Origin of the sequence: Roseofilum acuticapitatum BLCC-M154 (genome assembly GCF_030068475.1) — a bacterium.
Lineage (GTDB): Bacteria > Cyanobacteriota > Cyanobacteriia > Cyanobacteriales > Desertifilaceae > Roseofilum > Roseofilum acuticapitatum.
This window is the reverse complement of the sequence record NZ_JAQOSP010000138.1, coordinates 16495-29794: the sequence shown is the minus strand read 5'-3', so window position 1 is coordinate 29794 and position 13300 is coordinate 16495. Positions and strand designations below refer to the sequence as shown.

The 13300-nt window shown below is 46.6% G+C and carries 17 protein-coding genes; 7 read left to right on the top strand and 10 right to left on the bottom strand.

Features of this window, described 5'->3' with window-relative positions; translation table 11 throughout:
• Window positions 1-235: 235 nt before the first annotated feature.
• Window positions 236-409 (bottom strand): hypothetical protein, encoded by a 174-nt coding sequence (locus tag PMG71_RS21570; RefSeq protein WP_283755799.1) that lies wholly within the window; start codon window positions 407-409, stop codon window positions 236-238.
• Complete coding sequence (locus PMG71_RS21565; RefSeq protein WP_283755798.1) at window positions 406-753, bottom strand: hypothetical protein; 348 nt, start codon at window positions 751-753, stop codon at window positions 406-408. Before PMG71_RS21565 ends, PMG71_RS21570 begins: the two co-directional genes overlap by 4 nt.
• Window positions 754-1098: 345 nt before the next feature.
• Here PMG71_RS21565 and PMG71_RS21560 point away from each other — a divergent pair, with 345 nt between their 5' ends.
• Both PMG71_RS21560 and PMG71_RS21555 read left to right on the top strand, forming a co-directional pair.
• Complete coding sequence (locus PMG71_RS21560; RefSeq protein ID WP_283755797.1) at window positions 1099-1350, top strand: hypothetical protein; 252 nt, start codon at window positions 1099-1101, stop codon at window positions 1348-1350.
• 50 nt (window positions 1351-1400) lie between these two features.
• Complete coding sequence (locus PMG71_RS21555; protein WP_283755796.1) at window positions 1401-2930, top strand: YifB family Mg chelatase-like AAA ATPase; 1530 nt, start codon at window positions 1401-1403, stop codon at window positions 2928-2930.
• 78 nt (window positions 2931-3008) lie between these two features.
• On the opposite strand, the gene PMG71_RS21550 is transcribed toward PMG71_RS21555, so the two are convergent.
• On the bottom strand, window positions 3009-3704 hold the full coding sequence (locus PMG71_RS21550) for a hypothetical protein (protein ID WP_283755795.1): 696 nt from the start codon (window positions 3702-3704) through the stop codon (window positions 3009-3011).
• On the opposite strand from PMG71_RS21550, the gene PMG71_RS21545 reads away from it, so the two are divergent.
• Window positions 3703-3894: a hypothetical protein gene (locus PMG71_RS21545; RefSeq protein ID WP_283755794.1), complete on the top strand. Its 192-nt coding sequence runs from the start codon at window positions 3703-3705 to the stop codon at window positions 3892-3894. The two genes, PMG71_RS21550 and PMG71_RS21545, sit on opposite strands and share 2 nt — an antisense overlap.
• A gap of 204 nt (window positions 3895-4098) precedes the next feature.
• Complete coding sequence (locus PMG71_RS21540) at window positions 4099-4899, top strand: OmpA family protein (RefSeq protein WP_283755793.1); 801 nt, start codon at window positions 4099-4101, stop codon at window positions 4897-4899.
• Window positions 4900-4982: 83 nt separating this feature from the next.
• Here the strand turns inward: PMG71_RS21540 and PMG71_RS21535 are convergent, their stop codons facing one another.
• The 5 genes from PMG71_RS21535 to ebsA all read right to left on the bottom strand — a co-directional run bounded on the left by PMG71_RS21535 (window position 4983) and on the right by ebsA (window position 8142).
• On the bottom strand, window positions 4983-5474 hold the full coding sequence (locus tag PMG71_RS21535; protein ID WP_283755792.1) for a YajQ family cyclic di-GMP-binding protein: 492 nt from the start codon (window positions 5472-5474) through the stop codon (window positions 4983-4985).
• A gap of 62 nt (window positions 5475-5536) precedes the next feature.
• The gene (locus PMG71_RS21530) at window positions 5537-5950 is read right to left on the bottom strand and encodes an MAPEG family protein (protein ID WP_347179361.1); all 414 of its coding nucleotides are present in this window, start codon (window positions 5948-5950) and stop codon (window positions 5537-5539) included.
• 19 nt (window positions 5951-5969) lie between these two features.
• Window positions 5970-6473, bottom strand: coding sequence for a DNA-processing protein DprA (locus tag PMG71_RS21525; protein ID WP_283755790.1), 504 nt, complete (start codon window positions 6471-6473; stop codon window positions 5970-5972).
• 170 nt (window positions 6474-6643) lie between these two features.
• A complete protein-coding gene (locus tag PMG71_RS21520) occupies window positions 6644-7711 on the bottom strand; it encodes a phosphotransacetylase family protein (RefSeq protein ID WP_283755789.1) in 1068 nt (355 codons plus the stop codon).
• A 35-nt stretch (window positions 7712-7746) separates the two neighbouring features.
• The gene (gene ebsA, locus PMG71_RS21515; RefSeq protein ID WP_283755788.1) at window positions 7747-8142 is read right to left on the bottom strand and encodes a type IV pilus biogenesis protein EbsA; all 396 of its coding nucleotides are present in this window, start codon (window positions 8140-8142) and stop codon (window positions 7747-7749) included.
• Between the two features lie 208 nt (window positions 8143-8350).
• Between ebsA and PMG71_RS21510 the strand changes: the two genes are divergently transcribed.
• A complete protein-coding gene (locus PMG71_RS21510) occupies window positions 8351-9772 on the top strand; it encodes a glycosyltransferase family 2 protein (protein WP_283755787.1) in 1422 nt (473 codons plus the stop codon).
• A gap of 24 nt (window positions 9773-9796) precedes the next feature.
• On the opposite strand, the gene PMG71_RS21505 is transcribed toward PMG71_RS21510, so the two are convergent.
• On the bottom strand, window positions 9797-10564 hold the full coding sequence (locus PMG71_RS21505; RefSeq protein ID WP_347179364.1) for an HAD family hydrolase: 768 nt from the start codon (window positions 10562-10564) through the stop codon (window positions 9797-9799).
• Between the two features lie 169 nt (window positions 10565-10733).
• On the opposite strand from PMG71_RS21505, the gene PMG71_RS21500 reads away from it, so the two are divergent.
• The gene (locus PMG71_RS21500; RefSeq protein WP_283755785.1) at window positions 10734-11765 is read left to right on the top strand and encodes a potassium channel family protein; all 1032 of its coding nucleotides are present in this window, start codon (window positions 10734-10736) and stop codon (window positions 11763-11765) included.
• Window positions 11766-11813: 48 nt separating this feature from the next.
• Here the strand turns inward: PMG71_RS21500 and ald are convergent, their stop codons facing one another.
• A complete protein-coding gene (gene ald / locus PMG71_RS21495) occupies window positions 11814-12902 on the bottom strand; it encodes an alanine dehydrogenase (protein ID WP_283755784.1) in 1089 nt (362 codons plus the stop codon).
• Window positions 12903-13045: 143 nt separating this feature from the next.
• On the opposite strand from ald, the gene PMG71_RS21490 reads away from it, so the two are divergent.
• Window positions 13046-13216, top strand: coding sequence for a hypothetical protein (locus PMG71_RS21490; RefSeq protein ID WP_283755783.1), 171 nt, complete (start codon window positions 13046-13048; stop codon window positions 13214-13216).
• The last annotated feature ends 84 nt before the right edge of the window (window positions 13217-13300 follow it).

The window sequence follows — 13300 nt, the reverse complement described above, 5'->3', positions numbered from 1 at the left end:
GTCCGGATAAAGGGTGAAGAAGGGGGCAAGATGCCCGCACTCCTCTAATCCCTTGATATTGCTGGAGTGGGAGCGTCTCGCTCCCTAAGTTTTTAATCATGGTATTTCCGCTTCGCGGACATGAACAATCGGACTTGATATAAATGATCCAGCGAATTTGACCATGATTAGTTTGGTTAAACTGATGACGGCGATCGCCTTCTAATTTACTATCGCAGTTTATTCTCTTTAACCTTTACTCTACACCACTCACTTGCCTGGAATTAGCTGGAGATATTTCTCTGATTTTTCGCTGATACTTTAAAGCCATAGCTGTGGCAAATTCGCACATTTCTTTAGCCTTTTCTTCTGATTCTTTAAAAACTTCTAGCATTTCCAGCATTTTTTGCTCATCTGGTAGTTCTTTCATGGTAATTCCCTCAAAAAATTGACAATTTTTTCTACTCGCAGTTTACTTTCAATCGCTTTACCCAGTAAAATTCCTAAATCTTCTCCCGTTTCCTGAATCACATCTAATGAAAGATTTGCTTCAGAGAAAACGTTCACCATATTCTGAATTTGTTGACGAGCAGTGGTCGTGAAAAATAGCAAGGCATTTAAGTAGGCAAAGTATTGTAACAGTATAGCATTTTCCGGAAATTTTGACATGACTCGCCTGAGTATATTTAGTCCGAAGGTTGCTTCGGCTTCGATTTGCTCAACTTCTAAATAAATTCGGTCAATTATCTTTTGTATTTCTGATGGAATTTGCATCTAAATTAAATTGGTTTATGTTGAAATCTCATAAACATTTTAACATAAATAAGTCACCGTAGATTTATCTTGATTTAACTCAGTTCACTTAACCGATACTTCGACTTAATTTGATTCCAGAAGTGATCGCTCATTTGATTACCTCGGTTTTAGCACCCTAGGATATTGGTTTAAAATCGGCAATTCTCTATATTCTCCGCCTTGATACGGTCTTTCCAGTGGTAGAAAATATCGATTATAGGTTTCTAAATCCATTCTAACTTCTACACCGTTAGGATAAACAGGCTTCCGGCTGTTATCATGGATGTAGAACTCCAGAATCGAGACAAAAATGGAGAAAAAATCATGAATCTTAGATTAATTGTTTTTTCCGGAGCCGTCACTGCTTTGATCGGGATTGTGTTTGGCTTATCGGTATCGAAAATATCTCAACGACAATTTCAATGCTGTGATTTAGTCTACCGACCGGAATTTGTCCAAGGATTTAGTACATCCCGATCGCCTCGTACCTATGCCATCGTTGGGGCAGCGTCTGGTTTTGCGATCGGTGCTTTGATCGAAACCGTGCGACAAAATAAACCTGCTGAATTAGACTAATAAGGGATCGGGGGATCTCGAATTCGTCAATTACCAATAACTCATAACCCATGTTAGCTAGAGTCTGGAGTGCATCCCTAGTCGGAATCAACGCCATTAAGGTGGGGGTTGAAGTGGATGTATCTGGAGGCTTACCGGCGATCGTCGTCGTCGGCTTACCAGATACAGCAGTGCAAGAGTCGCGGGAAAGGGTGAAGGCAACCCTGAGAAATTCGGGATACGCTTTTCCCATGCGAAAAATCGTGATTAATCTAACTCCCGCAGATTTGCGTAAAGAGGGGCCGAGTTTTGATTTACCGATTAGTATTGGCATTTTAGCCGCTTCAGAACAGGTGAATCCTCAGTTACTCGGAGATTATCTGTTTTTGGGGGAAGTCTCCTTAGATGGGAGTTTGCGCCCAGTGGCTGGGGTTTTGCCCATCGCTGCTGCTGCCGAGAAATTAGACATCGCTGGCTTGGTGGTTCCAGAAGATAATGTGCAAGAAGCCGCCCTCGTCAGTGGCTTAGAAGTGTATGGATTTAAACACCTTTCCGAAGTTGGGGATTTCCTCAGTCAGCCCGATCGCTATGAACCAGTAAAATTTGATGGATGGCAACGCTCCTCGAATTCATCAGTTAAAGCTTTAGATCTTCAGGATGTCAAAGGGCAAGCCCAGGGTCGCCGCGCCCTAGAAATTGCGGCTGCTGGCGGTCATAATTTAATCTTTGTTGGCCCTCCAGGCAGTGGAAAAACCATGTTAGCCCGGCGTTTACCGGGAATTTTACCCCCATTAGACTTTGAGGAAGCCTTAGAAGTAACTCAGATTCATTCGGTGGCGGGTTTATTGAAAAATCAAGGCTCTTTAGTGGGCGATCGCCCCTTTCGCAGTCCCCACCATTCCGCCTCCGGTGCATCCCTCGTCGGGGGTGGCAGCTATCCCAGACCCGGCGAGATTTCCCTCGCTCACCAGGGTGTCTTATTTTTGGATGAACTGAGCGAATTTAAACGCAATGTTCTCGAATTCCTCCGCCAACCCCTCGAAGATGGAGAAGTGACCATTTCCCGCGCTCGTCAAAGCGTTACGTTTCCCGCCCAATTTACCCTCATTGCTTCTACAAATCCTTGTCCCTGTGGCTATTATGGCGATTCTATTCAAACTTGTACCTGTTCTCCACGCCAACGGATCAATTATTGGGCGAAATTATCCGGGCCATTACTCGATCGCATCGATCTACAGGTAGCCGTTAACCGTCTCAAACCCGAAGAAATCACCCAACACAGTAGTGGAGAACCTTCAGCAGTGGTACTTGAACGGGTGAAAATCGCCCGCGATCGCGCTCGCATAAGATTCCAAGACGATCCCAGTGTCCATTGTAATGCCCATATGCAAACCCAGCATCTGCGCCAGTGGTGTCAACTCGATCCCACCTGTCAGCAAATCCTAGAAGGCGCTATTCGCAAGTTAGGATTATCCGCTAGGGGAACCGATCGCATCCTCAAAGTTGCCCGCACGATCGCCGATTTAGGCGGTCAAGATACTTTGCAATCTAACCACATTGCCGAAGCCATTCAATACCGCATGATCGATCGGATGCAATAAGACGATCTCTCTTTGCGATAAAGAAGTCTATTAAAAGCCTTAATAAGCTGGGGAATTCACTGAATTCCCTCAGCTTTTTTAATGATGATAATAGGCTTGGGGGCCAGCCCAGGCTTCAGCAACGGAACGGCCAAAGGTCTGGGGGCGATCGCCCGTTGCCAGGAGCGTTTTACCCTCTGAACTGACTGCCCACAGGGGCCAATTCTCATCTCCGAGAATACCGGCTTTAAATAGTACATGGTTAGCATTATTTTCTGACCAGCCCAGCAGTACAGCATGGCTATAATTCACCTGAGCCGGAGCTACCGTAGTCGTTTTATTGAGATTACGGTTCCAAATCACCGCATAATCCGATACCATCGAAGAGCTAAATAACCCTTCAAATTGCCGGGCTAGGAGGCGATCGCCCAATTCTGACCAAGACACCGGGACTAACATGGTAATCACCCCTGGCAGTTGGGCTTCTGGATTACCATCAAAGGGATTATTCGCCAAAGGAGAAGCAGCCGTAATCACTTCCAGATTACCGGTTTGCAAATTCTCCAAAAACATCACACTGGTTACTCGGCTCGAATGCAGTTGCGATCGGATCTGAAACTGAATCCGACTATAGGCTGCATACTGACCATCAGGAGAAATCAGGGAAGGAGTCCGATAATAGCGAACTGCTGAACCTTCGGTAGAAGAAACTTCTGCATGGCTATTGATGACCCAATTCCAGGGAATCGGATAGGGACTATCGAGGGGATCGCTATATTCTGAAGTTGGATTCATGGGAGATGCAGCAGCTTCAGGGGTAGAATTACCAGAGGCCAAATCTGAGATGGCCCCAGCCATTGCAGATTTAGGCAGCAGCAGCAGTAATAGTGCTAACAGTAGCACAGAGGGTTTGGGTAAGAGCGTTTTTCGGCTCCAAGGGAATTTAGGCATTGAACTTCAAGCTCGCGTATGGGGAATTGGGTGAGAAGCAAAGCCCCAGTGAGGAGTATGAGTCCTTCCTGATTCTTCCAGAGTACAGGGCATTGGGGTTTAAAAGGAAGAGATCTTCAAGAGATTTAAAATTTCTTTGTGTTCTGGCCGCGATCGCCCAGCTTACGTTACGATTTTTGTGGTCTCTCGATCCGGGGCCTTTCATGACACATTCGGCTGATTGTGGATAGCTTAATCTGTGACTGAAGAATCTCGTTCTCCCACTCCCCCAACTTCCCCCTCTCCCTCACCCCAGAGGCCAGTGCTGGTTTTTCTCTTGGTGACGATTTTCCGCCTATTGTTGCTGGGGGTGGGGAGTTCCATGGCTTTTATTATTGGCATCGCGATCGCCTTTTTTTACCCCGATCCCAATCCCCAAATGCCCCTCATTGAACGGGTATTACAGCAACCTTTTGATCCCCTCAATGGTCAATGGTGGCCGTCTGCCCCCTTGACCTTACCACCCATGGGTCTAGAACAGCGTCAGGAGGCCCTAGAGGAGCTAAAGGAACTGCGAACGGACTTCAATAGCTGGGAAGAGCGTCTGAGTCAATTAGAACAACAACTGAATCAACCTTTGTCTCAAAAGCCGATTAAAACCCGTCTGAGCTTACTAGAGCAACAGTTATCGGGTCAATCTTCTCATGGATCTGGGAAAGTCTTTATGGTCACCTTACCCAGTGATTTGCTCTTTGAAGGCGATCGCACCACCTTAAATCCGAAGCAGTCCGACTTACTTAATAGTATCATCGTTGACTTACGCAATTTTCCTCAAACCACCATTCAAATTAACGCCTATACTGATAATTTAGGAGATGCCCAAGAAAACCTAGAACTCTCCTTACAACAAGCAGAATCCGTTTATGAGTATCTCTATACTGGGTTAGGAGATGGTTATCATTTTCTCCGCGTCGGTTATGGAGAAACTCGCCTCTTAGTACCCAATACTTCTGAAGTAGAACGACAACGCAATCGTCGGGTCGAAATTATCATCGAATAGGGGAATGGGAGCAGAAGTCCCTCTCCCGTGGGAGAGGGCTAGAAGTGTTGCACAACTCATTTAGACTAGCTATATTACCCAAACTAACGATAATTCGTAAACTGCAAAGCCACCGGTAAATCTTCCTGTTTCAACATTTGAATGACCTCTTGTAGTTCATCTTTGGACTTAGATGAAACCCGTAAAGAATCACCTTGAATTGAAGCTTGTACCTTCTTGAATTCATCGCGAATGCGCTTATTAATCTTTTTGCCTAAATCCTGGTCGATACCGCGTTTTAGCTTAATTTCTTGCCGTACCCGGTTGCCGCTTGCGACCTCAATATCTCCAAATTGGAAAATTTTCAAGGATAGCTCACGCTTGGCGGCTTTTGTCCGTAAAATGGTGGCAACAGACTCTAAGGTTAAATTACTATCTGTATTAATGGTAATGGTATCGTCTACCAACTCTACCGTGGTTTTCGAGTCCTTGAGATCGTAACGGGATTTAATTTCCCGTTGGGTTTGGTCTAGAGCATTAACTAACTCTTGTTGGTCAAAGTCACTGACTACATCAAAAGAATAGGAGGAAGCCATAGGAAATCAAGAAACACTATCAAACACCATTAGCCCATCCCCACTGGGGGGATGGCTAAAACTTAGACATTTACTTGGAGGAAGCTTAACGCAAAAAGAGTCAAATTACATAGAGACCCAATACCAAACATCAGCGATCGCCCCAGGGGAAGGTTAAGAATATAAAAGATACTATATAAACCACGAGCGATCAAGAAGACCAAGGCAGCCCCAGCAGCTACTCTAGAGTCTACCCCAGTGGCATAGGCCATCCCCGCAGCAGCCGCAAAAATCATAAAGGCTTCAATGGAATTCTGGTGGGCCCAAGTGGCTCGTTTGGCATAATCAGGCAATCGATCCACCATTGCTCTAGGGGTTTCTAAATACTCCATCCCCCCTTGAAAGCGAGCATAAGCTACCCAGAAAAAGGGAAAATAAATTAAAAAGGCTGCTCCGGCGATCGCATAGAGTAATAGAGCAGAGACAGAAATGGACAAAACCATCACCTCATGATTCTCAATCAAAATAAAACAAAGTTACCACCTTACGCTGATCTTCCGCATCGCGGCAAGTTTCCAGTAAAGTTGAACTATCATGAAAGGCAAAACAAATGAGTTGCTGACATCGGGTAATGATTTCCGCATTACACAACGAACTGGCTTCACCCAGAGATAATGGATTATTCTCCGGTTTTTCGACCAAGTGAATTACTTTTTCTAGTAATTGCCGAGATTCCCTGGGTTGACGGTCTAAGCTTTGGGGCAAAATCACCGTCAGCAAGTTGGGATCGGCTCGCATGGCTCCCCGAACAGCAGCAAAATTAGTCCCTGTGGCTCCAGAGGTAATGATATGGTTTCCCGATAGAACCAGGGAATAACTCATGGTTTCAATCAGATGTTGATGAGTTATGGGAACATGGCGAGAACCGAGTAGGGCCAACCGCTTCGATCCAGTTTGCTGGATCGTTGCCAGTTCTTGCTCTAGGGTATCAAATTTAGGAATTTCTAAGGATTGACTCAATGCCAATAACAACTAGGCGCTACAACGGAGTTATTCTAGCAGATAATTTGAATTTAAGGTTAATTCTGGGGAATCAGGGAATAGGCAAAAGGCAAGAGGCAAGAAGTAATTTTCCCCATTCCCCTATTCCCCCATTCCCCTATTCCCCCATTCCCCCATTCCCCTATCTCCTAGGAGAGGCAGCCTAATAGCCGATCTAGGTCAACATGGGCCGCCACCAACTCAGAAATACACTTAGCTTTGACGGGTTCGTGAATAGGAACTGTACCAAAGGCATTGTCGATAATTTCTACGGTGGTTAAGGTATCGAGATCTACTGTAAGAATGGGAATTTCTAGTTCTTCGGCTCGACTAATAATCAGTTCTGAGGGAGAGAGATGGCCGGTGAGGATCAAACATTGGGTTGAAGTTTCCAGGGCGGCCAATTGGATATCGGTGCGATCTCCTCCGGTAACCACGGCCATATTTTCACCTTTACGGAAATATTTCAGAGCTGAATTGACATTCATGGCTCCGATCCGTAGACTTTCGACCATCAAATCTAAGCGATCGTCGCGACATACTACGGTGGCTTCCAGACGCTCTACCAGTTCCTGCACGCTAATACTTCGCAATAAATTACTCCGAGGGAGCTGTCCGAGAATGGGAATCCCTTGGGCTTCGAGATAGGGAACATAGTGTTGGGCAAAGGGTTCGATCAACTCCCTGGTAATATCATTAACGATAATCCCCAGGAGGCGATCGCCTAAACGCTCTTTAGCTGAAAGGGCGCGATCGATTATTTGTTGGACATCACAGGGGATCACCAACACAATTCCAGCCGAGAGGCGATCGGCCATCTGCCCTAAAGACAAACCGAACAATCTGCCCTCATCTAGAGTTCCTGGCCCTTCCAACAGCACCAACTGACCTGGTGTAGTCGGATAATGCTGTTGAAACCCCACCTGGGGATCTCCGGGAACTGCCTCGGTTAACTGACCCTCAATGGTCTGTCGATCCATGGAGATTAAGGTTGGATACAGGCGATCGGTTGGTAAACCTAGAATCTGTGCAATAAATGCCCCATCCTCATCCATCCCTTTGCCCATCAGGTTTCCATTTCCTGTCGATAAGGGCTTCCCATAGGCAATATCGAGGCCTCGCTCTTGCAGTTGCGCCCCAATGCCTAATAACGTTGCTGACTTACCACTGTAAGATTCTAGGGAACCTATCAGCAGATATTGACTGATATCTGTCACGCACGCACTCCCAACTGTTTAATCATCATTGCTCCTTAGTCATCTAATCGTAATAGTTTTCGGTAGAACGTTTGGGAAAAATCAATGGTAGTTATGGTGTTTTTGGTTCTTCGCCAATTGACATACAAATCAATCAAAAATTCAATAAACTCATGATTGGGCAGTTTCACTTCATAGGTCAGCTCTGACTGACCATCAAACTGCATCCTACAGACCGTCTCATCTGCGGGCAGTTTGGAAACAATAAACCAAGTGGCTAAAAAAGGTATACTTTCTCCCCGTTCAATCCGCCGTTCCCCTTCAAGGGACGTTTTTTCAAACAAACTTATGGCATAGGGTAAGGCAGCACGCTTATTACCTTGGTAGTAAGGCTGATAAACTCCGATCACTCCGCCTTGGGCGGGTTCAATGGTACTGAGGTCAGTAGTCATAAGAGCTGTATTTACACGCTCGGTCTTAACAATAATGATTTTCCACTTTATCTTATCATTGTCACCGATAAGGTTGAGTAGATGTGAAGGGATCGATCGCGCTTTCCCTAGGCAGCGATCCACAGTTCGTTACAATAAAGCACATGCCCTCTGGTCTCAGAGGGCATCGATCCAAATATTCAGTCAGGATAAGAGCGTCCATAACCTTATGTCGGAGAAGTCCAATCCTAGCGACGATCGCCAGAAAATCCTAAATGGCGATCCTCATATTTTTCAACCCGTATCTAAAGATGTTGTGCAGGGGGAGATCGGATCTTCCTGTTTCGATCAGATTGTCTATGAGGGCCGCAGACGCAAAGCTGCGGTTTTATTAATTGTAATTTGGAGTGGGACGATCGCCCTGCATTTGCTCTCTTGGAGTGTGTGGCTGATCTGGGGGAGCTTTGCCCTGATGGGGATTCATGCCATCCGAGTCTTAACGGCTCAACCGAGAGCGTCCTTAGAATCGATGGCTCTAGAACCGGGTTCAGATGTGCCTTTTGTCTCCTTATTGGTGGCGGCTAAAAATGAGGAAAAGGTGATTTCCCCGTTGGTGAAAATGCTCTGCACTCAGGAGTATCCCTTAGATCGCTATGAAGTTTGGGTGATTGATGATAATAGTACGGATCGGACTCCCCAAGTTTTGGAAGGTCTTTGTCAAGAGTATCCTCATCTGCGGGTTATGCGGCGATCGGCTGGAGCGACAGGAGGGAAATCGGGAGCGCTTAATCAGGTGTTACCTTTGACGCAAGGGGAGGTGGTTGCGGTTTTTGATGCGGATGCCCAAGTTTCTCCGGATTTATTGCGGCGGGTGCTGCCAGGGTTCGATCGCCAAGAAGTGGGGGCAATTCAATTGCAAAAGGCGATCGCCAATGCTCCGGTGAATTTTTGGACTCAAAGTCAAGCTACGGAAATGGCCCTCGATTCCTATTTCCAGCAACAACGGATTGCTCTGGGCGGAATTGGAGAGCTGCGGGGCAATGGTCAATTTGTCCGACGCACGGCACTGGAACAATGTGGGGGATGGAATGAAGAGACGATTACCGATGATTTGGATTTAACCCTACGTCTGCATTTGGAACAGTGGGATGTGGACTTTATTCTCGATCCTCCCGTACAAGAGGAAGGGGTAACTACGGCTTTAGCCCTATGGCATCAACGCAATCGTTGGGCAGAAGGCGGATATCAACGGTATATGGATTATTGGCGCTTGATTTTTAGTGGGCGGATGCCTTGGCAGAAAACCTGGGATATGTTGGTATTTTGGATCATGCAATATTTTATTCCTAATGCCGCCATTCCTGATTGTTTGATGGCGATCGCCAAAAATAGACTGCCGGTTTATAGTCCCATCACTACCCTGATGATTAGTATGTCGGTGATTGCCATGATTCAAGGTATTCGGCGCGTTAATCGAGTCAATGGTAGGGTGACCCATTTACCCGCGCTCCTTTGGCAAACCTTGAGGGGAACGGTTTATATGCTCCATTGGCTTTTAGTGGTGGCCAGTACATCCGCCCGAATTGCGGTGCGTCCCAAAACCTTAAAATGGGTGAAAACGAGCCATGAAGGTACGGTAGTGGTTGAATGATCGCAGATGGGGACTGATCTCCCCTTACCCATTACCCAATGCTTGCTTTTGCAAAAAGGCTAGGGTTTCCAGGGTGGTATAGGTAGCACTTCCCAGCTCTCCGCGAATGACTTCAAAGGGAGCATCCGGTTCCCCTAGATCGCTTAAAACGGCGATCGCGCCAGAAAAGTCATGATCTTGGGTATATTCATTCTGGGTCACTAGAGTAGGTAAACCGGCTTGAGTGGCCGCTTGTACCCCAGCTTGAGAATCTTCAATCACGATACATTCTCTCGGTGATAAATTCATCTGCTCCAGAACATAATGATAAATATCGGGAGTCGGTTTTTTCTGGGGTACAATATCCCCGGCTGCAATCAGTTCAAAAATAGTCGGATGGAAAAATTTCTCTAATAAAGCCATTACATTGGGTAGGATGCTTGTTGTTGCGATCGCCAATCGGATTCCTTCTCTTCTAGCCTCTGTAATGAGCCGTGCAATGCCCGGTCGCAGAGGAATCGAACCTTCTAACAGCAACTGTCGATAATACTTGGTTTTCTGACGATGCAATTGGGCTGCCCAAACTTCCAGCTCTACGGGCGGCTCAAACTGGGGATGATACTGATGAACATAGGCTATCAGACGCTCTTTTCCTCCCGACACTTCTAAAAGTGGGCCATAAAACTCGGCAGACCATTGCCAAGGTAATCCCATTTCGGAAAAAGCTTGATTAAACGCTAAACGATGACCATCCCGTTCCGTTTCTGCCAGAGTTCCATCTACATCAAAAATAATCGCCTTCAGTTTCCCCATGCGATCCATGAGTACCCCCACTTTATATAAAGCTTAAGTTTTAATTTAATACCACAAGGGTAAGATAGTATTCTAATGTAAAGATGGCTAATCGATAAGGAGGATAGCGCGAGATCTCCGATTTACGATCCCCCCATTACCCATTACCCCACTCCCCCATTCCCCAACCGTGTCTTCTATCGAACAACAGTATCAGAGAATGCAACGGGAACTCCTAGTCGGTGTTCTTGCCTTAATATTTGTGTGCATGTGGGGAACCATTGGCTATATGATCCTTGAAAAATGGTCTTTTCCCGATGCTTTTTATATGACCATTATTACTCTGACGACTGTGGGGTTTGGGGAAGTCGAACCCATGGAAGCACAAGGGAGACTCTTTACGATTGCTCTTATTTTTCTGGGAGTGATTAGTATTGGGTATATTGTCAATCGATTTACAGAAGCCTTCCTTCAAGGCTATTTTCAAGAAGGAATGCGTTTGCGACGACAACAGAAAGTGCTGAAAAACTTAGTGAACCATTATATTATTTGCGGTTTTGGTCGCACGGGGCAACAAATTGCCCTGGAGTTTCATGAGGAAGGGGTTCCTTTTGTGATTGTTGATTCTAAACCGGAAGCCCTAGAGGCGGCTCAAAATTTAGACTATCTGGTTCTCCAAGGCGATGCCACCTTAGATGATACCTTGCAAAGGGCGGGCATTTATCAAGCCACTTGTTTAATTGCTGCTTTGCCTTCCGATGCCCAAAATTTGTACACTATTTTATCAGCGAAAACCCTCAAGGCTCAAATTAGAACGATCGCCCGTGTTAGTACCGATGAAGCAGCCGTGAAACTCTATCGAGGAGGCGCGGATGCCGTCGTTTCTCCTTATACCACTGCGGGACGAAAAATGGCTACAGCCGCCTTACGGCCGCAAGTGATGCATTTTGTCGATGGCATGATTATGGGCAAAAATCGCTCCTTATTGATTGAAGAATTTGTGATCGATTGCGATCGCTGTCCCTATATTGGTCAATCTCTACAACAAATGCAACTGCGATCGCGCTCTGGCATTCTTGTATTAGCCATTCGTCGCCAAGATGGAACCGTCATTGGTGCGCCCACAGGAGAAACCTTATTATTACACCAAGATTTACTCATTTGTATGGGAACCTCAGAACAAATTCGGCGCTTAAAACAACTCCTCGCTCCTCTGAACTAGAGGGGGGATGGGGAAGATTGCTTTTACCTATTCCCCATTCCCTATGCCCTAATTCACCAAATCGGGAAAACAGTCGTGAATGGCAGGATGAACAATATGATGATCCTTGATATTCACCCCTTTCGCCAAAGCTGGATTTTGTTTCAGAGCGCCCACTCCCGCATGGGCTAATTGTAAAACATAGGGCAAAGTCGCATTATTCAAAGCTTGGGTTGCTGTCCAAGGGACAGCCCCTGGCATATTGGGCACACCATAATGCACCACTCCTTCCTCCACATACACCGGTTTTGTGTGGGAAGTGGGGCGTAGGGTTTCCATGCATCCCCCTTGGTCAACAGAAACATCAATCAGCACCGAGCCGGGTTTCATCTGTGCTACTAAACTGCGGGGAACGAGCTGGGGAGCGCGACGACCGAGGACTAAGACTGCACCAATCAGGAGATCCGCTTGGGGAACTACCCGTTCAATTTGGGCAGAATTACTATAGAGCAGTTCTACCCTGGAGCCAAAAAGGGTTTCTAGCTCGGCTAAACGCTCCACATTAATGTCTAAAACTTGGACTTTAGCGCCCATCCCGACAGCGATACGAGCCGCTTCTGTGCCCACGACACCGCCACCGAGAATCACGACCTGGCCGGGACTGACTCCGGGAATTCCGCCTAAGAGAACTCCGCGCCCCCCCTGTTGTCGCTCTAGGAAGCGGGCCCCAAACTGGACGGATAGACGACCGGCAATGACGCTCATGGGGGTGAGCAGGGGTAGGCGACCATCGGCTAATTCTACGGTTTCATAGGCGATCGCCAATGTCCCTGATTTGATTAAACTTTCTGTTAAGGGGCGATCGGCTGCCAAATGCAGATAAGTAAACAATAACTTTCCAGAAGTCAAAAACCCATACTCAGAAGCCAACGGCTCCTTCACCTTCACCACCAACTCCCGATCCCAAGCCAGTTCTGGAGAAGGCACAATCTTCGCCCCCACATCTAAATAATCTTCATCCGTAAAACCAGCCCCCTCACCTGCTGCCGTTTCCACAAACACCTGATGACCCCGTTCCGTTAACACTCGCACACTACTAGGAGTCAGTCCCACCCGAAATTCTTGATCTTTGCACTCTTTAGGAACTCCGATGTCCATCAATCACCTCTGTGTACTGAAAATCCCTGAATATCCAGCTTAACTGTTCTCGCTTCTCCCGGCTTCACCAGAAGTGGCTCAAATTGCATTACAATCAGAACCATATGAAGAATTGTAAACTTTAACCCATTTTATCCTGGATTATGACTGAACTCAAACCCAACATACCCCCCAAACTAACCCAACCCAAACTCGGATTTAACGATTATGCCGAGCGTCTCAACGGTCGAGCAGCCATGGTGGGCTTCATCATCACCCTAGTCATTGAATATCTCACCGGACAAGGAGTCCTCACCTGGTTAGGCTTAACCTAAGTCCAATCCGGTTAAGCAGTAGGCACAACCAGAAAAGATCCCCCCTTGCCCTTTAGAAAGCAGGGGGTTTTCATTCAAGGTTCA

Coding starts and splice junctions, on each gene's coding strand:
- PMG71_RS21555 (WP_283755796.1), top strand. CDS start 1,401: ATGTTAGCTAGAGTCTGGAGTGCATCCCTAGTCGGAATCAACGCCATT.
- PMG71_RS21570 (WP_283755799.1), bottom strand. CDS start 409: ATGAAAGAACTACCAGATGAGCAAAAAATGCTGGAAATGCTAGAAGTT.
- ald (WP_283755784.1), bottom strand. CDS start 12,902: ATGGACATCGGAGTTCCTAAAGAGTGCAAAGATCAAGAATTTCGGGTG.
- PMG71_RS21545 (WP_283755794.1), top strand. CDS start 3,703: ATGGGAGATGCAGCAGCTTCAGGGGTAGAATTACCAGAGGCCAAATCT.
- PMG71_RS21490 (WP_283755783.1), top strand. CDS start 13,046: ATGACTGAACTCAAACCCAACATACCCCCCAAACTAACCCAACCCAAA.
- PMG71_RS21560 (WP_283755797.1), top strand. CDS start 1,099: ATGAATCTTAGATTAATTGTTTTTTCCGGAGCCGTCACTGCTTTGATC.
- ebsA (WP_283755788.1), bottom strand. CDS start 8,142: ATGACTACTGACCTCAGTACCATTGAACCCGCCCAAGGCGGAGTGATC.
- PMG71_RS21505 (WP_347179364.1), bottom strand. CDS start 10,564: ATGGGGAAACTGAAGGCGATTATTTTTGATGTAGATGGAACTCTGGCA.
- PMG71_RS21510 (WP_283755787.1), top strand. CDS start 8,351: ATGTCGGAGAAGTCCAATCCTAGCGACGATCGCCAGAAAATCCTAAAT.
- PMG71_RS21565 (WP_283755798.1), bottom strand. CDS start 753: ATGCAAATTCCATCAGAAATACAAAAGATAATTGACCGAATTTATTTA.
- PMG71_RS21535 (WP_283755792.1), bottom strand. CDS start 5,474: ATGGCTTCCTCCTATTCTTTTGATGTAGTCAGTGACTTTGACCAACAA.
- PMG71_RS21550 (WP_283755795.1), bottom strand. CDS start 3,704: ATGAATCCAACTTCAGAATATAGCGATCCCCTCGATAGTCCCTATCCG.